This window comes from Neobacillus sp. DFD-2R, from assembly GCF_057747865.1.
The window spans coordinates 530,406-553,044 of sequence record NZ_CM173228.1; the positions used below are offsets into that span (position 1 = coordinate 530,406).

Annotated in this window: 23 protein-coding genes; 13 read left to right on the forward strand and 10 right to left on the reverse strand. The window is 39.3% G+C overall.

Annotation, left to right across the window (positions count from 1 at the left end):
• Positions 1-572 precede the first annotated feature (572 nt).
• The 5 genes from AC3ANV_RS02575 to AC3ANV_RS02595 form a co-directional block, all read right to left on the reverse strand.
• A complete protein-coding gene (locus AC3ANV_RS02575; RefSeq protein ID WP_488312122.1) occupies positions 573-1,442 on the reverse strand; it encodes a LysR family transcriptional regulator in 870 nt (289 codons plus the stop codon).
• Between the two features lie 15 nt (positions 1,443-1,457).
• Positions 1,458-2,480: an acyltransferase family protein gene (locus AC3ANV_RS02580; RefSeq protein ID WP_488312123.1), complete on the reverse strand. Its 1,023-nt coding sequence runs from the start codon at positions 2,478-2,480 to the stop codon at positions 1,458-1,460.
• 216 nt (positions 2,481-2,696) lie between these two features.
• A complete protein-coding gene (locus tag AC3ANV_RS02585) occupies positions 2,697-3,173 on the reverse strand; it encodes a DMT family transporter (RefSeq protein WP_488312124.1) in 477 nt (158 codons plus the stop codon).
• A 61-nt stretch (positions 3,174-3,234) separates the two neighbouring features.
• Entirely contained in the window at positions 3,235-3,933 is a 699-nt protein-coding gene (locus AC3ANV_RS02590) for a Crp/Fnr family transcriptional regulator (protein ID WP_488312125.1), read from the reverse strand.
• Positions 3,934-3,957: 24 nt separating this feature from the next.
• Positions 3,958-4,383, reverse strand: a complete 426-nt coding sequence (locus tag AC3ANV_RS02595) for a DMT family transporter (RefSeq protein WP_488312126.1) — start codon at positions 4,381-4,383, stop codon at positions 3,958-3,960.
• Between the two features lie 451 nt (positions 4,384-4,834).
• Between AC3ANV_RS02595 and AC3ANV_RS02600 the strand changes: the two genes are divergently transcribed.
• A complete protein-coding gene (locus tag AC3ANV_RS02600) occupies positions 4,835-6,526 on the forward strand; it encodes an MEDS domain-containing protein (protein ID WP_488312127.1) in 1,692 nt (563 codons plus the stop codon).
• Positions 6,527-6,729: 203 nt separating this feature from the next.
• Here the strand turns inward: AC3ANV_RS02600 and AC3ANV_RS02605 are convergent, their stop codons facing one another.
• A complete protein-coding gene (locus tag AC3ANV_RS02605) occupies positions 6,730-7,284 on the reverse strand; it encodes a helix-turn-helix domain-containing protein (RefSeq protein WP_488312128.1) in 555 nt (184 codons plus the stop codon).
• A gap of 113 nt (positions 7,285-7,397) precedes the next feature.
• Between AC3ANV_RS02605 and AC3ANV_RS02610 the strand changes: the two genes are divergently transcribed.
• The 7 genes from AC3ANV_RS02610 (at position 7,398) to AC3ANV_RS02640 (ending at position 12,281) form a co-directional block, all read left to right on the forward strand.
• A complete protein-coding gene (locus AC3ANV_RS02610) occupies positions 7,398-7,979 on the forward strand; it encodes a LysE family transporter (protein WP_488312129.1) in 582 nt (193 codons plus the stop codon).
• 106 nt (positions 7,980-8,085) lie between these two features.
• Positions 8,086-8,484 (forward strand): GNAT family N-acetyltransferase, encoded by a 399-nt coding sequence (locus tag AC3ANV_RS02615; protein ID WP_488312130.1) that lies wholly within the window; start codon positions 8,086-8,088, stop codon positions 8,482-8,484.
• 299 nt (positions 8,485-8,783) lie between these two features.
• Positions 8,784-9,308, forward strand: coding sequence for a DinB family protein (locus AC3ANV_RS02620; protein WP_488312131.1), 525 nt, complete (start codon positions 8,784-8,786; stop codon positions 9,306-9,308).
• Positions 9,309-9,545: 237 nt separating this feature from the next.
• Positions 9,546-9,728, forward strand: a complete 183-nt coding sequence (locus AC3ANV_RS02625) for a hypothetical protein (protein ID WP_488312132.1) — start codon at positions 9,546-9,548, stop codon at positions 9,726-9,728.
• A gap of 117 nt (positions 9,729-9,845) precedes the next feature.
• A complete protein-coding gene (locus AC3ANV_RS02630) occupies positions 9,846-10,448 on the forward strand; it encodes a sulfotransferase family protein (protein ID WP_488312133.1) in 603 nt (200 codons plus the stop codon).
• Between the two features lie 726 nt (positions 10,449-11,174).
• Positions 11,175-11,312, forward strand: coding sequence for a hypothetical protein (locus tag AC3ANV_RS02635; RefSeq protein WP_488312134.1), 138 nt, complete (start codon positions 11,175-11,177; stop codon positions 11,310-11,312).
• A 762-nt stretch (positions 11,313-12,074) separates the two neighbouring features.
• Complete coding sequence (locus AC3ANV_RS02640) at positions 12,075-12,281, forward strand: hypothetical protein (RefSeq protein ID WP_488312135.1); 207 nt, start codon at positions 12,075-12,077, stop codon at positions 12,279-12,281.
• Positions 12,282-12,473: 192 nt separating this feature from the next.
• Here AC3ANV_RS02640 and AC3ANV_RS02645 read toward each other — a convergent pair whose 3' ends face one another.
• Together AC3ANV_RS02645 and AC3ANV_RS02650 are read right to left on the reverse strand one after the other, a co-directional pair.
• Complete coding sequence (locus tag AC3ANV_RS02645) at positions 12,474-13,697, reverse strand: aminotransferase (protein ID WP_488312136.1); 1,224 nt, start codon at positions 13,695-13,697, stop codon at positions 12,474-12,476.
• Positions 13,694-14,197 (reverse strand): Lrp/AsnC family transcriptional regulator, encoded by a 504-nt coding sequence (locus AC3ANV_RS02650; RefSeq protein WP_488312137.1) that lies wholly within the window; start codon positions 14,195-14,197, stop codon positions 13,694-13,696. The genes AC3ANV_RS02645 and AC3ANV_RS02650 overlap by 4 nt, the downstream gene beginning before the upstream one ends.
• A gap of 340 nt (positions 14,198-14,537) precedes the next feature.
• On the opposite strand from AC3ANV_RS02650, the gene AC3ANV_RS02655 reads away from it, so the two are divergent.
• From AC3ANV_RS02655 to AC3ANV_RS02665, 3 genes are read left to right on the forward strand one after another with little or no spacing between them, the layout of a single operon-like run.
• The gene (locus AC3ANV_RS02655; RefSeq protein ID WP_488312138.1) at positions 14,538-15,470 is read left to right on the forward strand and encodes an ABC transporter ATP-binding protein; all 933 of its coding nucleotides are present in this window, start codon (positions 14,538-14,540) and stop codon (positions 15,468-15,470) included.
• Complete coding sequence (locus tag AC3ANV_RS02660; protein WP_488312139.1) at positions 15,467-16,567, forward strand: ABC transporter permease; 1,101 nt, start codon at positions 15,467-15,469, stop codon at positions 16,565-16,567. Before AC3ANV_RS02655 ends, AC3ANV_RS02660 begins: the two co-directional genes overlap by 4 nt.
• Positions 16,568-16,593: 26 nt before the next feature.
• Complete coding sequence (locus AC3ANV_RS02665) at positions 16,594-17,013, forward strand: DUF6526 family protein (protein WP_488312140.1); 420 nt, start codon at positions 16,594-16,596, stop codon at positions 17,011-17,013.
• Positions 17,014-17,093: 80 nt separating this feature from the next.
• Here AC3ANV_RS02665 and gpmA read toward each other — a convergent pair whose 3' ends face one another.
• Positions 17,094-17,861: a 2,3-diphosphoglycerate-dependent phosphoglycerate mutase gene (gene gpmA / locus AC3ANV_RS02670; protein ID WP_488312141.1), complete on the reverse strand. Its 768-nt coding sequence runs from the start codon at positions 17,859-17,861 to the stop codon at positions 17,094-17,096.
• 296 nt (positions 17,862-18,157) lie between these two features.
• Here gpmA and AC3ANV_RS02675 point away from each other — a divergent pair, with 296 nt between their 5' ends.
• On the forward strand, positions 18,158-20,401 hold the full coding sequence (locus tag AC3ANV_RS02675; RefSeq protein WP_488312142.1) for an Ig-like domain-containing protein: 2,244 nt from the start codon (positions 18,158-18,160) through the stop codon (positions 20,399-20,401).
• Positions 20,402-20,516: 115 nt separating this feature from the next.
• Here the strand turns inward: AC3ANV_RS02675 and AC3ANV_RS02680 are convergent, their stop codons facing one another.
• Positions 20,517-21,521, reverse strand: coding sequence for a sensor domain-containing diguanylate cyclase (locus tag AC3ANV_RS02680; RefSeq protein ID WP_488312143.1), 1,005 nt, complete (start codon positions 21,519-21,521; stop codon positions 20,517-20,519).
• 614 nt (positions 21,522-22,135) lie between these two features.
• Between AC3ANV_RS02680 and AC3ANV_RS02685 the strand changes: the two genes are divergently transcribed.
• Entirely contained in the window at positions 22,136-22,615 is a 480-nt protein-coding gene (locus AC3ANV_RS02685; protein WP_488312144.1) for a hypothetical protein, read from the forward strand.
• Positions 22,616-22,639 lie beyond the last annotated feature (24 nt).

The following is a 22,639-nucleotide window of genomic DNA, read 5'->3' on the forward strand; positions in this document are numbered from 1 at the left end:
AAGCCCAGCAGTAAATTGGCGATGATAGTCCGAATGAGGTGCTGATTCGGACAGGCCCGACAGGAAATTGGCGATGATAGTCCGAATGAGGTGTTGATTCGGACAAGCCCAGCAGGAAATCGCATGAGATAGTCCGAATGAGGTGCTGATTCGGACAGGCCCGCCAGGAAATTGGCGATGATAGTCCGAATGAGGTGTTGATTCGGACAAGCCCAGCAGGAAATCGCCGATGATAGTCCGAATGGGGGTTTGATTCGGACAGGCCCAGTATAAGTTTGTCCGTATCCCGGTTTAATCGGTTAGGCCTAAAGCATCTAGTCATAACTGGGTTTTATATTTTAAGAACGTTTAAAAGTAAAACGGTCACGATTAGGAGACTTCTTAAAATCAACAAACTATCCAATATAGTATAAAAGAAAGAATGGCTTGGGGGAAACTTCGAGCCATTCTTTACGTGTATTATTCTGCGTTTTAATTGGTGAAAAGCTTTTGATTAATGATAAGATTCTACCTGCGATTTCCCGGTTTTGCACCTCAATAGTAATCCCGTTGAGCATTTACCCACGCTTTCTTTAAATAGATCTTAAATCCAATTCTCTTACAAATTGGACAAACTCTTTAACTACCTTTGCCTCAAGAGATTTTTCATGATACAACATCCACGTTTTTCTAATAAGAGGGTTACCTTTCTCATCTGTTAGATTGATCCGATTGAGGTGTTGATAATCCTCAACAAGAACACTGGGAAGTATTCCATATCCCAAACCGTTCAAAACCATTTCTTTGCACGTATCGGCTTTGTCCACTTCCATCCCTATAAAAGGAGGCTGTGAAAATTCTCTGCTCCACCAATTATCAATCATTGTCTTTAGTAAAGCATCTGTTTCATATTCAATTCTAGGCAGTGAGGGCAAATCGCGAAATTCCATTTTTTCTAATGATGTGATACAAATGTTTTCTTCAAAGAGCAGCATCTTTGATTCCGGCCACTGATAGTCCCCGCGGACAATCCCAATATGAACATCCCGATTATAGACAAGATTAAATACATCCCGACTCCAACCCGTTGTTACTTTATAGTTTACTTTTGGAAATTGTTTACGAAAAAGTTTTAACAGGCGTGGTAGCTTGTGCCTTGTTATGTAATTGGAAACCCCTAAGCGTAAGGTGCCGCTAACCTCTTCATCCATATTTAATACTGTATCCTTAATCTGTTGGAGACGATTCAGCATTTCATCCGCACATTGAGCTAAATATTCTCCTTGGGGTGTAAATTGAACACCTTTTGTTCCCCGATTAACAATTGCCAGTTGAAATTCTTTCTCTATTTGTTGAATTCTTTTCGTTAATGATGGTTGTGATATATATAAACTTTGAGCAGTTTTCGTGATATTCTTTTTTTCGTAAAGCACCTTTAAGATTAGCCAGTCCTGTTCATCCATTAGCGTATCCTCCAATTAAAAATGCAGTTTATGCATGATGCTTTTTGTATCGAAAATGCTCACTTCAACCAATGGACATGTATATTTTTTAATGTAAATGCTCCCTAGTAAAAAACAAATTCCTAAAGAGAAAATCGGTAGTAGTAGATAATGAGTAGAAAATCCATTTAGTGTGTTGTCAGAGACGAACATTTCAATTGTTTTAATGATAAAACCATGTAAGAGGTAGATATATAAAGTGCGTTGCCCGATTACGGTGAATATAAAGCCTTTGGTTGGAACAATTGCCAAAAATCCGTACGTAACAATTAATGTTACTAAATACTGTGATGAACGCTTGAGAACACTTGCTAATTCCTTCACACCCATATCAGCATAGGAGGTATCTCCAAATAACCATGGCATAGCACCCTTTGGGAACAAGGCGGCAAATAATAGCGCCGTTCCTATGAGGATAGCAATTCCGATTACAGCGGAAAACCTGGCTTTTTTAACCATTTTTAAATGGTTTGGTTCTATTAAATATCCTAATAAAAAATAGGGAAAGAACACAAGGGTTCTAGATAATGATAGAAAGCTTCCTACATGATCAAAATATCCTATTCCAATCCCAATTGCTATAGCTATTACTAACCCGGCCCATTTTAAACGGGCAAAAATATATAGAAACAGATTCCAACAGAACAGGCTTAATAGGAACCATAGTGACCAATGGGGGTGAAGCAGGTCCAATTTAAGACTTGGAGTCTCGCCGTCCCAATAATAGAAAATCGAATAGATGACTTGAAAAATGGAATACGGTAATAAAATTTTCTTAAGAATTTTTAAAAGATAGCCTTTCTTATTGAATCCCTTGGAAAAATAACCGGAAATAAAAATGAAGGCAGGCATATGAAAAAGAAAGATGACGGAATATAAAGTAAATAAAATATGGCTGTTATCTTTTAATGGGCTAATAACATGACCGAATACGACTAAAAAAATTAAAAAGAATTTTGCATTGTCAAAGTAAAGACTCCTTTTTGAGGAGGAAGTCATTTTCGTAAACACCTCCCGATATTTTTGAGCATGTGTTAGGGAATTTACATTTCAAAAATACTGTATAGGGGAACATTATTTTGTCATTTAATTTGCAGTAGGAAGAGTCTCCTGTTGGGGATAATAAAACTTTACAAGAAAAATGTTACAGGACATTGAACTTTTATTTACATTTATAATAATTGTTTGGTTTAAAACTGTAATAAGCTGAGCCGCTTAGCCATTCTGAGGCAGCCGGGATTGCCCGTCGGTCCCGTGTTTTTGGCTCAATTTAAAGACAAAAATGCCGCTCAAAATGACGAGTACGCCTGCCAACTTGTTGAAGGTAAAAGGGACTTTATCCAGACCGAGCCAACCGAGTGAGTCCCACAATAGCGCAAACCCGAGCTGGGATGTCAGTGCAATAGAGATCGCATAGGTTGGACCGAGGAGCCTAATGCCCTGTACCAGACAGGTTACCACTCCTACTCCGATTAGCCCGCTGAACCAGTACCAGGACTTCATATGATGCAAAATAAAGAGATGTTTACCTTCAAAGGATAGGCCAATTGTCAATGAAGCGAGGAAGCCCAATCCTAATACTAATGCAGTTGTCGACCATGACCCCGCATGTTGATTCACCTTACTGTTGAAAATATTTTGCAGACTGACGAGCGAGCCTGCAATAAGCGCCAATAATAGTCCTAGAATCATAGTTATACTCTCCCGTGTGTTGATATTTTTCGGAGTTCGTCATATGACGTCCCGACTTCGTTTATTCGTAGATGTTACGGCTAGCCAGTGACTTTAATCCTTCCCTGTCCTTAATAAGGATGAATTCTTTCGTGCGTTCAAGCAGCCCATCCGTACAAAACCGGTGAATGATCCGATTCAGATGCCGATAGCTGGTTCCGATTAAGTTTGCTATATCCGTTAGTCTGGATGTTCTTAGCTGCCCTTTTAACAGTGAATCGTTTTCATCAAAGGTGACGGACAATAAATAACTTGCTAATCGTACCTCTGCCGGATAAAACAAATTGAAGCTCAAAGAAGTGGATTTCATGTAAAACTTTTTTGTAATGATATCCAGTAAAAATTGTAAGAACGGTGAATAATCTTTTGCAAATTTTGTCAACATGCTTTGATGAACACCGATCATACAGACAGACGAAACTGCTTCCACTGTATTGATGATGTCAATCCCCTGAACGTATTCAATATCCCCGATCACCTCAAGGGGAGTCTTAAAAGAAAGTATGAGTGTTTTGCCTTCTGCTGAAGTGGTGTAGATTTTAATCTTCCCCTTCACAAGTACGTACAAATACTGGGAAGATTCACCTTGGGAACAGATGAATTCTCCTTGTTCAAAGCTGTACAATGATAAATACGGCATGATTTGTTCATTAAATATGGCTTCGATTTTGTGAGCGTGCAAATAATGCTGCAGCCGTTCACGATCTTTTATAACTTTCATTTCCCGTTTCCACCCCTAATGTGATTAAAACCTTAGTATTACCACACCAACGATCATCAACCCGATTCCGATGAACTGCGGCAGTCTCATCTTCTGCTTTACCACACCGAACCATCCGTTTCCATCAATTAAAAAGGTCAGGCTCAGTTGGGCTATCAGGAGAGCGGATATCGTAAGGGTAACACCGATATAATGAATTGAAGTGACATTGCTGAAAATTACTATTGCCCCGAAGGCACCGCCTGTCAAGTATAACGGTTTGACTTGCTTTAACTTTTTCCATTTTCTGTCCCGAACAAACATCAGAATAAACAAGGCCATAATGAATCCGGTTAACTGGGTAAGCGTCGCCGTTTGCCAAGTGCCGATATCTTGACTAATCCGGGAATTAGCCACTCCTTGCAGGGTAATAAAAGCCCCGCCTAAAAATGCAAATAAGCTTCCTTTCATTTTTCCTCTCCCCAACCATGTAGTTTTATATGTTAATTAAAGAATAAATCCGGGTGGTTGGGGAAGGACATATGTCCTCAACGGAAAGTGGATGAAACCGGCACCAGCACCATGGTTACCATAAAATAAAAGAATTTGAGTTTTAAAGGTTGAAAGGGAGAAGTGTTAACACACTTCTCTTTTTCAAAGAATAAGTATAAATTTTTTGACTTAGAGAATTGTCCGGCTCCAGCGCCCGGGGGATAGTGTATTTCGCTAACCTCCTTACGATAAGTCAACACGAAAAAGCTAACGCTCTTCGTGTTTCCTTTATCCCATACGGTCCGCTCCAGTCCTGTCGTGCGCTAAACGAAGCGCTTGCGCTTTTCTTATGTCAGTGAATAGTATCAATTGATATTACTTTAATTTATAATTATTTTATAATTGTTGGAATATTTATATGAGGTGCTCAATGAACGAAAAGATTATACAATTAACCCAAATGATTGAAATATCAAACCATGGACATATTTTATATATCTACGATGACATTGAGAGTTATGTTGAAAATGCGGTTTCTTACATAAAAACGGGTATTGAACATGGGCATCATCTTTTGATTATTGAAAGTAAGGCAAGATACGAGCGTATCTATCACCGGCTTCAAGAATCGTTATCCCGTGAGGAATTAGCATCGATTCATTACGTTGATAATTATGAATTTTATCGTTTTTACGGGGACTTTCATTGCGGGAAAATTGTCAATCATTTTACAGAAATAGTAAAACCCTTTCGTGAGCAGCAAATTTCAATAAGAACGTGGGCCCATGTTGTATGGAAGGAGCAGGATACGATCACTTCCTTACTCGGAAACTATGAAAATATGGCAGATCATAGTGTGAATTCCGCGGGACTAATTTCTGTTTGTGCCTACGATGGCAATCACATTTCGGCAACTCTTCAAAATAGTTTGCTTAGAAGCCATGAATACTTTATGACTGATAAAGAGCTAATGAAATCCAATCTTTATAATAAAAGATCAGTAATGTTTCCTTCCTTGTTGATCCAAAAGGACCATAAAAAAATGGAGGAGCGGTTAAAGGCAACCAAACACCAGCTGAAATCATTTATTATGCAAAATTTAGATCCTATCTTAATCCTTGATAAGGACGATAAGCTCGTCGCTGTCAATCACGCTTTCGAAAGCACCTTTGGCTGGTCTGCAAAGGAAGTATTGGGGTTAAATGCCAACGATTTGCCGTTTATTCCGGAAGACAGAAAATTTGAAGTTAATCGAAATCGAAGCTATACGATCTTAAGCGAAAACATTGAAGGATATGAATCCGTAAGGCAAACGAAGGACGGCACCATCCTTCAAGTGATGTTGTCGACTTTCCCGTTGAAGGACGAAGAAGATAGAATTAGTGGACGAGCCGTTATCATTAGAGATATTACCGATCGAAAACAAGCGCAGGAGTTGCTAATAAGGACTGAAAAGTTATCGATCGCCGGTGAATTAGCTGCAGGTATTGCTCATGAGATACGTAATCCCGTTACTACGGTAAAAGGATTTCTTCAACTTTTGCAGAATGGAGCTATGGAAAAGGAAATTTATTATGACATTATGGCATCAGAAATAGCACGAATTGAACTGATTCTCAGCGAACTTCTAATGCTCGCCAAACCACAGGCCGTTCATTTTGAACGAAAGAATATTTCGTTGTTAATTAAGGATGTTGTTACTTTATTGGATGCACAAGCACATATGAATAATGTTCAAATTATAACTGAACTTGATTCGGATGAACTATTTTTAAAATGTGAACAAAATCAAATAAAGCAGGTTTGTATTAATTTTATTAAAAATGCCATTGAAGCGATGCCTAATGGGGGAAAATTAGTTATACAAGTTAAGGATATCAATAAAGAAGAGCTATTCATTTACTTTATCGATCAAGGGGCAGGGATACCGAACCATATCCTTTCAAAACTGGGGCAACCCTTTTACACAACGAAAGAGAAAGGAACAGGTCTTGGTTTCATGATAAGCAAAAGGATTATTGAAAATCACAAAGGATCGGTTGCCATATCCAGCGTGGAAAATGAGGGTACCACGATTGTAGTAAGACTGCCTAAAGAGGGTGCCGGACTGATAAGTTTGTAGTGAGAAAATGATAGAAGAAGCTGCTTCTGTAGTCTGCAATTCAAGACGTAAATAGCAGTAGAAGAAATTTGGAGGGTGTCCCGTAGTCTTAATGGGATACCCTCTTCATTTTCCTCATTTTTGATGGAATTTGTCGAAGAATGAAAGAGTTGTTAACTTTTTCATAAGTAAACCCGTAATTAGTTAGAAAGGGGGCTTCATATCTAATTCGGATAGTGTATCACCATGCTTATTCTGGTTTGCGTATTACCGGAATTATGATATACATGGGATCTATCCGCTCTAAATCGTATGGAATCTCCGTTTTTTACCGTATATTCTTCGTTATTTATACGGATCGTTAGTTCACCATCCAACACGGTTATAAATTCCTCTGTCCCTTCACTATGCGGTTCGGAGCTCAAGTAACCCCCCTTGTCAATCTCAACCAAATACATTTCAAAACGTCTCCCGTCTTCAAAAGGAAAAAAAGGATAAATCCGAAATTTCCCGTTATCTTCATTTAACATCTGAATCTCGTTTTTGAGTACGATAACGGTGTCCGGCTGTTGTTGATAAATAAGGGAAGTAAAGGAAATTTTTAATCCATTAGCTATTTTCCACACAGTGCTAATAGATGGATTGGATTCCCCGCGTTCAATTTGACCTAGCATCGTCTTGCTTACACCCGTCATCTCTGCAACCTTATCGAGACTCAGTTTCTTTTGTTCTCGTAGGCTCTTTAAGTTTTTTGCCAGTACAAAATTTATGTTCTCCAAAAAGAATCACACCTTCTCGTTGTGCTTTATGGCGTTCGTATTGTATAATCATAGCGTACGTACGTTGAAGCGTCCATTTTGTGCAATTATATCATATGAGGGGGAGAGATCAAATGTTGTTAGCACCGTTTTTGTTTTATGTGATTGTGACCAGTTTTACGCCCGGTCCCAACAACATCATGTCCATGTCAAATGCGAATAAATATGGGTTGAAAAAGACCCTTAATTTCAATCTTGGTGTTGGCTTTGGATTTTTTGTCATTATGCTTCTGTGCTGTTATTTTAATCTTCTTTTGTATAGCCTTATGCCTAAAATAAAGTTCGTGATGAGTATTTTGGGAAGTTTGTATATGATATACCTTGCTATAAAAATAATTAAGAGTAAATCACATAAAAATGACATAGATAATGAAAAGCAGAATTCTTTCTTTTCTGCTCTTCTATTACAGTTTATCAACCCAAAAGGGATTTTGTACGGCATCACAGCGGTATCTTCTTTTATCATCCCCTATTATAAATCCAACATAAGCTTAATTTTGTTTTCGGTGTTTCTGGCTTTTGTTGGATTTTTGGCCACGTTGTGTTGGGCGATTTTCGGTTCTTTGCTTCAAAAATTCCTTTCAAAATATGAAAAACGTTTTAATGTAATCATGGGACTGTTATTGATTTACAGTGCCATTTCGATATTTGTTTAAAATTACAGCTTTGGTCTTGTTAATTTTGTTAACGGTACAGGACAGCAAAGGGAACCTGTCGAATTTATTAGTGAAGTTATACTAACTGATGAGAGGAACAGGGGATATGGAGATTAAATACGAATTTGCGCAAAAAATTTCTGCTTCTGAAGTAGCAGATGTTTTTAAAAAGTCAGGGATTACTAGACCGGTAGATGATTTAGACCGCATTCAACGGATGGTCGATCATGCAGACATTATTGTAACAGCGAGAAACAACGGTCAACTTGTGGGTTTCGCAAGAGCAATAACGGACTACTCATACTGCTGTTATTTGTCAGACCTTGCTGTGGATGCTGAATATCAACGAATTGGAATTGGGAAAGAACTTGTTCGCATTATTCAAGAAAAACTTGGTGATGAGGTTACATTGCTATTGGTTGCAGCACCTAATGCAATTGAATATTACCCGCGAATCGGATTTGAAAAACTGGATAAAGCCTTTTCAATTAGGCGTAAACGCTAAGCAGATAATGTCACTAAAGAGTGCAAGTGTCTAAGATCGTAATGAGTTACGGTTTAATAAAAGCAGATGGTAACGGGAATCTTTAAAAGATCCGCTTGTACCATCTGCTTTTTTCAAATTTACCCAATTAGGCGATAGTTCTAAAAATCCAGCTTCCGGCTTTCTGAGTTTGCTGTTAAAGGACATAACAGCTTCGATAAGGGCAACTGCGAAATACTAAGTGCCTTTACATTGGAGGGGCGAAAAAGCTATATGTAAGTTCTATTAAAATAATGGTAATCACAGAAAGGGGATTTTATATGAATTTTAATTTGAAAGAAGCTATTGAGGTTTTGGAGCGTACACCACAAACATTGGCGTATTTTTTAGCGGGTTTAGCTGATAGCTGGTTGCAATGCAATGAAGGCGAAGGAACCTGGAATGTCTCTGAAGTGATTGAGCACCTCATTGAGGGAGAGAAAAATAATTGGATTCCAAGGTTAGAATTTATTCTTCAGGAAGGTGAAGGTAAACCCTTTCCCCCATTTGATCGTTATTCTCACTTAAATGATAGCTCTGAAAAATCAATTGAACAAAAGTTGCTTGAATTTAAAACGATTAGAACACAAAATATAACCAAACTAAAGGTCCTTATTGAACCTGAGCTGCATCTTGAACTGACGGGTTCACATCCTGCATTCGGAGTAGTGAAGTTAAGAGAATTACTTTCTACGTGGGTTGTTCATGATTTAACGCATATTGCCCAAATTGTACGGGTCATGGCTGAGAGATACAGGGCGGACGTTGGGCCGTGGAAGGAATATTTAGGTATATTGAAAAAGTAATGATGACATGATAAAAAAGCCCGGATATAATTAAGCACCACGGTGTTTATGAAGAATTAGAGGCGAAAAAATAGGGCTGAAAGAACTAAATTTTTTAAAAAACTACTAAATTTTTGTGAAGATTTTTAACTGTCTGTTAATTAATGTAAAGAAATTGTTGTTCGTATTCTTTTTTCCTAGGATTCTTGTATGCTGAGATTGTACCTTATTTTGAAACAATCAAGGAGGAATTGGAAAATGAAAGATTTAAAAAAATGGCTTATCGCATTAATGGCATCTTTCATGCTAGTAGGAGTTGCCTCAGGTTGTAGTTCAAATGAAAAAAAATCCGAGGTTAATACGCAACTAAGTGAAGACAACGGTTCTACTCCGCCTCTAAACTATGGATCTGATCAAGGTACAGAACAATCCGGCAAATAATATAAAATTATCCGAATTAATCGGAATATAATGAATCAATAGTCTAACCGGTCGACGGGATTCAACTCAGTATCGGTTAGATCATCAAGGAAGGATAAAAAAGGGGGGATACGAACGATGAGTCTACGAGTCATAGGGGCGGGTCTTCCGCGTACGGGAACAAGCTCTCTCGGTTTCGCACTTGAGCATTTGCTCGGCGGGAGCTGTTACAACATGAGTGAGATCCACGGTCATCCCTTTAATCTGGGTAGTGGCTGGAACGGTGCACTGGCAGGCGGGACTACCGATTGGGATAAGCTGCTCGAAGGGTTTGTTGCTGCAGTGGACTGGCCTGCGTCGATGTTTTGGCGTGAATTGAGTGTGGCCAATCCCGATGCGTTGGTGCTGCTGTCAGTAAGAGACAACGCGGAGGACTGGTGGCACAGCTTCAATGAGACCGTTCTGTTCACCGCACGTATGGCCCTTTCTCCCAAATGGAAAGACGGACGCGGGCTTCCGGATCTATTGGAGCGTTTCACGGGGACAAAGCACTGGGATGACCAAGCGACAATGTTGGCAGCCTACGAGCGCTATAATGCCGAGGTGAGGAAGATTGTTCCTCGTCACCGGCTGCTGGAGTGGCATGCCTCTGAGGGATGGGAGCCTATTTGTCGGGCACTCGGCCTGCCGATACCTACTATTCCATTCCCTTGGACCAATCGAAGGAGTGAATGGGGGTAATTCCCATGCATGGTTACTGTGTTAAGAAGAATTAAGGGCCGTTGTCGGTGAACGGCCCATTAAAACGAATCTGTAATTCTTTGAAGGCTTCTGATTTTCCTCTAGTAATCCCCGGTGATCCTTACTGTCCTGCCGTTCCTACTAAATTATTTTTTGTGATTTCGGCTCCCTTTTTGCAGAAAAATTTTTAGATTAAAAGTTTAATAAATAGAAGTATAAAATTCTCATTCCAGCTCCATAATAATAGTAAACCTTTAATTTACTATATACGGGGAGGGCGTAATGGTAATGACATCCTACATGGCTACACCATTTACAATTGCTAAACTTGCTGATGGTAAAGGAGTGAAGGACCTTCGGTTGTTCTTGGTTTTGGAGCTCATGTAAAAAGCCGGCAATGAAATAATCCGCAGCCTCGTGTATGGAATGATCATAAGTTCTTCGCAGCTTTGTTTTTCAAGAATTTTCTAAAAATTTAGGTAATACGACTAAATTCGAAGGTAGATGTCGGAACTTGTATAATGAAAATACTTGGTAATGGAAACGCTTTCATTTATAATAAAGACAGGGCGATGGCGTGTGTGGTCATCATGGTATTTGGCGTAGGCGGGGCCGATACTTCATTTTAACTGATTGCTAGAAAAACGATTCATATATATATAAATATAAGTCTAAAGTATTGTGTCGAGGGGAGCCTGTGGAAGAAAAAACAAAGGGGAGAAAAACGTGGAAAAAAATAAGATCCTGTTGGCTGATTTTATCCAGGATGACCGATTTGAACTTAATTCGTATCTTACGTATTTATTTAATCAAATACATGACTATTTTCCAAAGCATATGGAAGATAAAATGGTAAGTGAATAAGGAAAAATAGTTGAATATAGGTAGTAGAAGCGACTTTTTTATTCAACGGGAATAAAAAAATCGCTTATTTTTGTTTCATTGACATGAAGAATTTATTTTACATTGTAAGCGATGCAGCTTCGTCGTGCTCTTGCAGCTAAGGGGTTAGCATTTGCTAACGGCGTTTGAGCGTAGCATAAAAGCACTCCAAAAATACGAAAAAAGCGCTCAAGGATGAGTGCTTTTTTCTGTGAAGGAATAATTATTTTTTATTTTCTTGTGTATACATCAACCTTTTGTTTTGAGAAATTAAAATGCTACTAAAAATAGTAGTAGCGGCAATGCCGAGAAGGGAAAAGAAAACAAATACAGCAAAGTAATTATCAGAGCGCATAATAAACCTCCCATTAAGTAGTTATTTGTAGTATTTGATTATCTATTGATTTTATTCTCATTATTTTACATTTTATCCCAAAAATAGGGAAATTCAATGTCAATCAGTACATGTAGTAGCAATATCCTTACCTTAAGCAAAGAATAATACCTATTTGCAAAAGGATTTGCAAAGATGGCGAGAGGATTACTTCAGGCTTTAAGTATTCCTTTGATAAAAAGAAAGAGCGAAAAGAGCTAGATATGTTTAAAAAATTACTAAATTTTTATGAAAATTTTTAACAATCTGTTAATTAATGTAAAGAATGGATGGTTTGCATTCTTTTTTTAAAAGATTTTTGTAAGATAGGATTGTACCGAATATTGAAACAATCAAGGAGGAATTGGAAAATGAAAGATTTAAAAAAATGGGGTTTAGCATTATTGGCGTCTTTCATGTTAGTAGGAGTTGCCTCAGGTTGTAGCAGTAATCAGCAAAAAACGGATACGAATCCTCAGCAAAATCAAGACAAGGGTGCTAGCGACTCGCAAAACAACGGTTCTGATCAGTCACAAAACAACGGGTCAGATCAGGATTCAGGACAAACCGGAAAATAATAGATCAAAACGAATCAAATTTTTACTGAATCAATACTCTAACAGAATGGGATTACTGTTCGACCGGAAGGAATCAGTAGTGCAATTCCCGCTCCCATTTTACTTATCCGGGATAAATTTAAAAGTAAGGTATTCCTGTGAAAGGAATACCTTGTATTTTTTGAATGAAATTAACCTTCTTGTTTATTCCGGCTAGGACCGCAAAGAATCCTGCGGCATTTTTCGGGAAGTTTCTTCGCCATAGATTCCCTTTGTTTCAATAAACCGTTGAATTCTTATCAATGCTTCTTGAAGCTGTTCCATCGAGGTTGCGTAGGAACAGCGAATATAGCCTTCACCGCTCTCGCCGAATACATTACCCGGAACAACCGCGACTTTTTCTTGGATGAGAAGTTCCTCGGCGAATTGTTCAGAGGTTAGTCCGGTTGCCCGTATTGAAGGAAACACATAAAAGGCGCCGCCCGGTGTATGGCAGTCCAAACCGATTTGATTGAGCTTTTGCACCATATAGTTCCGTCTTCTCAGGTAACTTTTTTTCATATTTTCTACTTCGTCATCCGTATTGCGAAGTGCTTCAATTGCCCCGATCTGCAGCATATGAGGAGCACACATGACGGTATATTGATGGATTTTAAGCATCACTTGAACCAATTCTGCCGGGGCTGCCAGTAAACCTAAGCGCCAGCCGGTCATTGCAAATCCTTTGGAAAATCCGTTGATTAAAATAGTCCGGTCGTACATTCCTTCGATTGCGGCGAAGCTTGTAAAGGTTTCATCATAGGTTAATTCCGCATAGATTTCGTCTGAAACGACGAGTAAATCATGCTCTTCAATAATTTTTGCGATTTCCACCAGTTCTGCTTTGTTTAACGTACTTCCTGTTGGGTTGTTCGGTGAACACAACAAAATCGCTTTTGTTTTTTCCGTGATTGCTTTTTCAATTTGTTCAGGTGTTACTTTAAAGCCATTTTCGGGCGATGTGGAAAGGGCGATTGGCTTTCCTCCGGCAATGGAGACCAGTGGTGCATAGGAGACAAAAGCCGGTTCTACAATCAGAACTTCATCCCCTTGGTTTAAAATCGCACGAAAAGCCAAGTCAATGGCCTGGCTGGCTCCGACTGTGACAATAATTTGATTTTTCGGATCATAAGCAACAGCGAATCTCCGCTGTAAGTAGGCAGAGATTTCTTCTCTTAATTCAAGCAAGCCGGCGTTTGCCGTATAGGAGGTAAAGCCCTGCTCGATCGATAAAAGGGTTGCTTCTCGTATATTCCAAGGTGTGACGAAGTCCGGTTCGCCGACACCTAAGGAAATAACGTCTTTAATGCTAGCTGCCAAATCGAAAAATTTTCTTATGCCGGAAGGTTGTATCTGATTGGCTGTTTCAGAAATGTAGGAAGCATAATCCTTTTTCATGGCGAAACAACCATTCTGCGATCTTTGTCATTGCCGCTTTCAAAGATAACACCGTCATGTTTGTATTTTTTTAACATAAAATGAGTGGTGGTGGAAATCACATTTTCAATCGTTGATAATTTTTCCGATACAAAGCTGGCGATTTGGTTCATGGTTTTTCCTTCAATGGTTATCGACAAATCGTAGGCACCTGACATGAGATACAGTGAAGACACTTCAGGAAAACGATAAATCCGTTCGGCAACTTCATCGAAGCCAACTCCGCGTTTCGGGGTTACCTTCACATCGATCATGGCAATGATGCTTTCCTGACCCTCCACTTTCGTCCAATCAATCAAGGTCGGATAGCTCATGATAATTTTTTCTTCTTCTAATTTTTTAATGGTATTTCTTACGGTTTCTTCGCTGCACATCGCCATTAGAGCGACGGTTTCAACTGATGCTTTGTGATTTTCTTCGATTATTTTTAAAATTTCAATTTCTTCAGTACTAAGTTTCATGGGAAGCCTCCTTGATTTTTAAACCCTATTTTAGATTTTAATGGAGGGACTATCAGAACTCAAATAAAAAACTAAAAATTAAAATTAGGAGGGTCAAAATAGAGTAGATTATTTCATCTTTTATGGATACTTTTACAAATTTGCTATAGCTATTTAAATCCAACTTCGGTAGACTATGCTTGCCATTGGTTGGCTGACTGAATAAGCCCGGGATTTTATTCAAAGAAGGAATTGATTATGATGACGGGCATTCTTTGGAGAAATTTAATGAACGATATTGGGGAAGCAGGGGGGACAGACGCTTCCGATTCTGTTTGAAAGCAGAGCAGGAGGCACCTATATGAATTTTTCTCATGATTCTATTATTAATGTAAAAGGACTTGTAAAGAACTATGGGTCCTTTAAGGCCGTGAAGGGTATCGATTTTCAAGTATTCAAGGGTGAGATATTTGGTCTCTTAGGTCCAAATGGTGCAGGGAAAACGACTACACTTGAAATGCTGGTGGGTCTGCGTAAACCGGATAAAGGAACAGCCAATATTGGCTCATTCGATATTTTGCGGGATCTTAAGAAGATTAAAGAAATCATTGGCGTACAGTTGCAATCTACTTCGCTTTTTGAGCTGCTGACTGTAGAAGAGATCCTGCAAATGTACGCAAGCTTTTATCCATCCCATATTCCTATTGCTCAATTAATAGATGATATGTTGCTTTCTGAGAAAAGGAAAAGTCGGATAAAAGGGCTTTCGGGTGGTCAAAAGCAGCGGTTAGCGATTGCTCTTGCCTTAGTCCACGATCCGGAGGTCGTTTTTTTGGATGAACCGACAACAGGCTTAGACCCTCAGGCCAGAAGAACATTATGGGATATTGTGCTTCAGTTAAAAAATAAAGGCAAAACGATTGTGTTAACCACTCATTACATGGATGAAGCCCACATTCTTTGTGATCGGATAGCCATTATGGATCAAGGGGAACTGATTGCTTTGGATACCCCTGCTCAATTAGTGAAAAGCCTTCAGTCCGATAGTGCCTTGGAATTTAGAGTCGTACAGCAGGAAGAATTGATTGATTTCTCCGGTATTGAAGGGGTAAAGAAAGTAGGAAAACATAAAGATATTCATATCCTTTATTCGGATCATCTGCAAAGCACATTGACGGGCTTAATCCGGTTTGCCGCAGAAAAAAATCTGCAAGTGGTTGATTTGCAAACCAGGACAGCGACTCTGGAGGATGTATTCATTCACATGACGGGAAGGAGTTTGAGGGAAGCATGAAGGCTTACTGGCAGTTAACACTCGCACAGCTGCGCATTTTTCTCAGGAATCGCCAAGTGCTGATTTGGACTTTGGTCCTCCCGATCCTTCTCATGACCATGCTGGGGTTATTTTTAGGCAAAGGGAATGGGCTTTCCCTGACGATTGGCTTGATTGATCATGATCACTCATCGTTTTCAAGTGAGTTTGTAAAAGTACTACAAAAAAATGAAGCCATTCATTTAGAGATACAAAAAGATGAAGGGCTTGCAAAAACGAGTCTGAAGAATGGTGATTTGCAACTGGTTGTCACCATTCCAAAGGGTTATGAAGCTAGTTTGAAAAATAGCGGGTCACAAGCAATGCCATTTACCATCCCGGTTTATTTTAATGATACCAATTATGCTGTATCACAAGTAGGCTTAGCTCTTGTCAATGGCGTAATCGATGGGATCAGTAAGCAAATCGTTTCCTATAAGCCTATGGTTGTGATGGAAGCTCACGGTATCGAAGCACTTCATTTACAATATATTGATTTCTTGGTACCGGGGATTGTGGCGATGATGATTATGAGTAACAACATGAATGGGGTAGCCGGTCAGATTGCTTCCTGGAGAGAGCGCGGGATATTACGGAGGATGCAGGGGACCACTCTTAAAGCCTCCACTTTCATTGCTGCGCAAATTACCGCACGGCTGCTGATGAATGGAATGCAGGCACTGATTGTATTACTTGTTGCCCATCTCTTATTTGGTGTTGAAGTCCGCGGTTCGTGGTTCACCTTGATAAGTTTTATCATTCTTGGAACACTTGCTTTTATGGCAATTGGGTTTATCATCGCGGGAATTGCAAAAACTCCTGAAAGTGCTGCACCTATCGCAGGTGTCCTTTCATTTCCGATGTTATTTTTGGGGGGAGTTTTCTTTCCAATAAAAAATATGCCTGAATATCTTCAGCCTATCGTAAAGCTGCTGCCCATTTCCCATTTAAGCACGGCATTGCGTGAAACGATGAATGTAGGGGCAACCTGGACCGGCTTAGGAATGGAATCAGCCGTTTTAGGCGGTTGGATACTAGTAGCATTTGTGATTGCCAGTTATACATTTAAATGGGAGTAATAAAACAATTTTAGGAGGAATAGCTTATGAATCAAAATTACCGGAATCACCGAAGATTTCACCCTCTCTTTCATTACATCTTATCGTTATTACTATTAATTACTTTGGTAGGTGCTATTGTTTTTGTTATTAAAAATGGAATAAGCCTATCGTCTATTCTCTTGTTAGCCATCGTTGTGATCTTGGTGATTATGTTCCTCTTAATTCGCACATATCCCTTAAAGGCACAGGACCGGGCGATCAGAGCAGAGGAAAATCTTCGTCATTATGTTTTAACAGGAAAATTGCTTGATGCAAGACTAACGATGGGGCAAATTATTGCACTTCGTTTTGCCGGTGATGCGGAATTGCCTGAACTAAGTGCCAAGGCGGCTTCTCAAAATTTAAGCCCAGATAATATTAAGAAACAGATTACGAATTGGAAAGCTGACTTTAATCGAGTGTAGTATTGCCATTATTCATTGGGTGTCCTCTTAGCGTGGACAAATGTAGCGGTTTGTCCACGAAGGGTGCCTGTCACCGTTTTTCACCCCATCCAGTCGCAGTTTTCCGGGTCATTAAAGTCCATATGCAGTGGGATGGAACCGTCCTTCATTTCTCCATCCTCACATAGGTAGTAGTGTCGGATTGGTTTTAGGTCGTCATCTAATTCGTAGACAAGCGGGATGCTATTGGGAATATTGAGGCTGACCACGCCGTCGTCAGGAATGTTGTCGAGATATTTAACCAGGGCTCTTAAGGTATTGCCATGTGCGGAGATGATGACACGTTGATTGTGTTTCAGGCTCGGAACAATCTGTTCATTCCAATAAACAAGAGCACGTTCTTCTGTATCGAGAAGACTCTCTGATAAAGGGACATTTTTTTCTCCAATTCCGGCATATTTCGGGTCGGATAGATCGCATTGATGATCCTCCTGCGAAATGTCCGGAGGTCGAACACTGGCTGATCTCCGCCATTCATTTACTTGTTCTTCACCGAATTTCGCTATGACCTCATCCTTGTTCATCCCCTGTAATGAACCATAATGTCTCTCATTTAATCTCCAGGATTTATGTACGGGAATCCACATTAAATCCATTTCATGAAGAAGAATCCATAAGGTTCTGATGGCCCGTTTTAAAACGGAAGTATGGGCAATGTCAAAGACGAATCCGTGTTTTTTTAGGATAGAACCCGCTTCCCGTGCCCCATTATAGCCCTCATCGGTTAGATCAACATCTTTCCAGCCTGTGAAACGATTTTCAAGATTGTAATGGCTTTGGCCATGCCGAATAAAAACAAGCTTTTTCAACTTTCATCACCTGAATTTGTTTTTGTTTAGTATGTACATTTTTGTAGCATGTCAGTCACCGCATGAATTTTGATGAAGTTTGATCGTTTTTTCGTTCGGGAATATTTAAATTTTCATGAAAAACCAGCTGCCAAACTCCGCTTTGAAGATGTAGGAAATCTGTCGGTAACGCCGGTAGTGGATAGGAAAAATTGGAAGTTTGTCAAGTTGAAATAATAATATTTTAGTAATATATAATCGCAGGATTATCTGGTAATCTATTACTAATTGATTGCGTTGAGAAGGAGGCAGGGGTTTTGAAAAAAATAGTACCAATGATTGTGGCACTGCAAATGCTAATTTTACCGGGTGCTGCATTTGCTCAAAATACGGGAGTGGAGGTATCTCTGCAGGAGAAAAGTATACATTCTGCTCTTTTGGATGGAGAGGCCGGGAGTTCAGTACAAAAGGATGCAAATGCCCTTAATTCTTCTGCTAATCTACTAATGGCAAATGGAGAATTTGCGGATTATGCGGTAATAAGCAATGAATCTACAGATCAGTCATCAACGCAGCCGACAGGCACTTTTAATCTTAAAAATAGGAAGAGTTTAAAACCAAACGCTTATAAAGTAGATGTAAATAAACCTTTCGATATTTCCGGTATTAAAGGGAACCTTGTCAGGAAAAGTACAAGCCTTTTGGTACAGCCTTATAAAGTGGGTGACAGTAAACTTTTTTGGGTATCCAATCTGGCTACTAATTCAGATTCTCAAATTAACGCTCGATTAGCATATATCGGCTCTAAAGCGGAAGTATGGGTAAATAATAATCAAATTTCTGATGTAGACGCTGCAAAGCTGGGGATGGAATTTGATAATAAAATCTATTCAACTGTGACCACTAATTTTGGCCAGGAATCTGATGTTAATAAAGATGGAAAAATAAATATTTTATGTTATGACATTCAAGATGGATTCTCAGGCAGCGGCGGTTACGTAGCCGGGTATTTTTATCCGGGAGATTTATATAACATAGGCCATTCCAATCAATCGGAAATTTTTTATATCGATACATACCCGACAATGGGGATAGGATCCGCTAAAGATGTATCAGAAGTATATTCCACTTTGGCGCATGAGTTTCAACATATGGTGAATTACAATCAAAATGTGTTCATTGAGGGAAAAAGCGCTATGGATACGTGGTTAGATGAAGGCTTAGCAATGGCCGCAGAACAAATTTATACGGGTCATGGCCTCACAGAACGATTAGATTACTATAATGAATCAGCTGCGATCCAAAATGGGCAGTCCCTATTGTATTGGGATGATAGCGGTGACTTACTATCCAACTACTCTTTGTCCTATTTGTTTACACAGTATATTAAAATTCAAGCAAATCAAGGGGATCGTATTTTTAAAGAAATAGTAAAAGATCCAAATAATAATTATAAGGCGATTGAAGATGTAGCCAAAAAATATATCAGTCCCGACATGACCTTTGGAAAATTAATGACCGATTTCAGGATTGCGCTGCTTTTAAAACAGCCTGCGGGTTTATACGGTTTTAAAGGGGATCCGTTCTTTGATTCATTAAAGGAGAAAATTTATTCCGGTACCTCGGTAAGCCTGCATGGCGGAGGTTCTGTTGTCACTGCGTTTAATCCAAGCGATGGCTTAGCCGTTCCAATTGATAAAGGTCAAAATATAACCTATACAATCTTGGACATGAATAATGGGGCCGGGGGAGTTGTTACCGTACCTCCTGAAAGCCCAAAGGTTAACCCGGTTGGCGATGCCGATACGAAAATAACAGGAACCGCCAAACCCAATACGACTGTGCTTGCAATGGCAGGGAAAAAGGAAATTGGAAGGGGCAATAGTGGCTCGGGAGCTTTTGCAATCACCATTCCGAAACAACCGTCGGGTACGATTATCCAAGTCTATGCCAAAGACGCGTTAGGAAATGTTAGTCCGGCAACGAGTGTGACCGTAAAGGATGTAACACCACCGGTAAAACCAATCGTAAATGAAGTTAGTGACAAGGTTACTTCTGTAACGGGGCAGTCTGAGCCAGGGGCCAGGGTAGAAATAAGATTGAACGGTTCGTTGATTGGAGCCGGTACAGTAGGAAAAGATGGGAAGTTTGCTGTAGCCATTCCCGTTCAAAAAGCAGGAACCATTTTAGAGGTAACTGTTACAGATTTAGCCGGGAACAAAAGTGAAACCCTTAAGGTTACCGTCAAAGTCGGAAAGAATTACGGTTGGGTTTATACTAAAGGCAATTGGTATTACTATGATATGAAAACAGGTGTGATGAAAACAGGATGGGTATACACCGGAGGCCACTGGTACTATTTAGCCAGTTCCGGTGCAATGAAAACAGGCTGGCTGAAATGGGGCGGCAAATGGTACTACCTAAATAAATCAGGCGCCATGGAAACCGGATGGAAACTCATCAATAATAAATGGTATTACTTCTATTCAAATGGATCAATGGCTGCCAACACCACAATTGGCAAATATAGACTAGGCTGGGATGGTGCAATGCTTTGGTGACAGGCACCGTTCGTGGACATACTGACGGTTTTGTCTATCAGTGGAGGACAGTTACGGTTTCAGATGCCGACTACAGGAACTCTCCTCAAAACGAAGCACGCATGACGATTTAGGGTCATGCGTGCTTTGTTATAGATGGACGTGCTGTCTTGTTTATGAACTTTTCTTTATACATTTCTTGGTCAGCCAATTCCAGTATTTCTTCTACAGTCATAACGGTGCCGGATTTATAGTGATAAAAACCATGGCTGGCAGAGATCGGATACGGCTTTTGTTTTAAATCATTAATGTCCTCAAATTCACCCTTAATATTGTTCCACACCTGCTGTGCGCCTTGCATTTGTTTTTTGAAGAAAATAACGACAAATTCATCTCCGCCCAGACGAAATAAGATGTCATTAGGAGCAAGATGACGGCGGATTGTTTCGCAGCATGTCTTGATCAGGTCATCTCCTGTAGAATGACCGTAACGATCATTTACTATTTTCAAGTTGTTAATGTCGATATAGCAAATAATGAATTCTTTAGAACCGGAGCCTTCGGATAATTGCCCGCGAAGCAATTCCATGCCGCTACGTCTATTCATTACCCCTGTGAGGATATCGATGGAAGCATGTTTATAAAGTTCTTCTTCATTTTTCTTCAAGTCTGTAATATCAGTGGCGCCAATCAGAATACAGGTGTCATCCAAGTAATCCACCAATTCAAAACTTAGCATCGTCCATTTACAAATCTCCGGTGTTATTTGTTGCTTTGTCACATAGTTTTTAATGCTTTGCTGTTCCTCCAGCTCCTTCAAAATCGCCTGCTTTTCTTGAAAATCATTAAACATGAACCCGATATCCATTTGAGTAAGGTCTTTATATTGTAAATGGTAGTATTCAATCGCATGTCTATTCATTAGCAAAATCTTGTTATGATCCGGCTTTATAAGAATTAAGGGACTTGGATTCATGTTAAATAATCTTCGAAAACTCTCCTCATTCCTTCTTAGTTTCCTTTTGTTTGAAAAATCATTTATACGATACGAATAGAATGAAAGAGAAACCGTAAATGAAATCACTGCGGTACCTGTTGAGTTAATCATTTTTGATAAAAACGAAAAGTGGTCAAGCTCCATTAGGAATAAACCTGTAAGGAAGAATAAATGTATTCCTGAGAAAAGGAAACATAAGTTTCTTGGCCGAATCGGGAAAATCACGGCTACACCTAATAAAATTATGATATAGGCATATATATTCCCGGTGAATAACTGACTATTTATAGAAGAGACTGCTCCAATTAATAAATAAAGGAAGATATAGCAATGAATGATGAAACCTTGGGAAATTTTTTTGTTTAAATGATAAATCCCCAAAAAAATAAGGGAGATCAGAAATCCTGCTATGTGGACCGCAGAAAGTGTCAATTTAAATGCAGGGTTACTCAGTTTATTAAAAAGGAAAAAATCAACGATGAAAAAACAAGGATAGGAGAAAACCAGCATAAAAGAAACGAGCTTAACCCGCTCAAACAAAATCTTGTTGTTATAGCACATAAATTCTTTATCTGTCGCAATGAAAGATCTCAATTGTATCGGTTCCTTTTTATATCTATTTATTTTGAATATTTTATCATAGATTTGGGTGCCTGACACCGTTCGTGGACAACTGGGTAGTTTTGTCTTTGTGGAGTGGACGGATTTTAGAAATAATTACCTTAAATTTGGAGATATTAAATTTAGAGGTGATCGTGATGAGTTCAGTGATTAAGCATTTAGATTTAGGTGCTCAAGGTCTTTGGTTTTCAATCGTGTCATCGTTGATTTTGTTTTTGTATGCTCTTTTTATGCCCAAGAAAGAGATAAATTGGAGAGATTTTTATGTTACATTTGGTGTCATTGGATTTGCAGCCTGGGTTTCAGATTCTCTATTTGGTAAAATGTTAGATCTCGTTGATTTTGGGGATCCGCAGGTTACGGGAATAGGTGAGTTTTTAAGCTATAGTCTCATTCCTTCGTCGCTAGGCGTTATTTATTTAAATTATTTCAAGAAAACAAACAAATGGGCATTAGTCATCGTTTTTACTGTTATTTCAGCATTAATCGAATGGGGGATGAGGAAGGTCGGATATATGAAAATTCACGGCTGGAGCTTTTTCATTTCCATACCGGTGTATCTTGTTGTATATAGCATCATCCTACCTTTACATAGGAGAATAATTAAAGGTGCCTGACACCGTTCGTGGACAAACACTGAT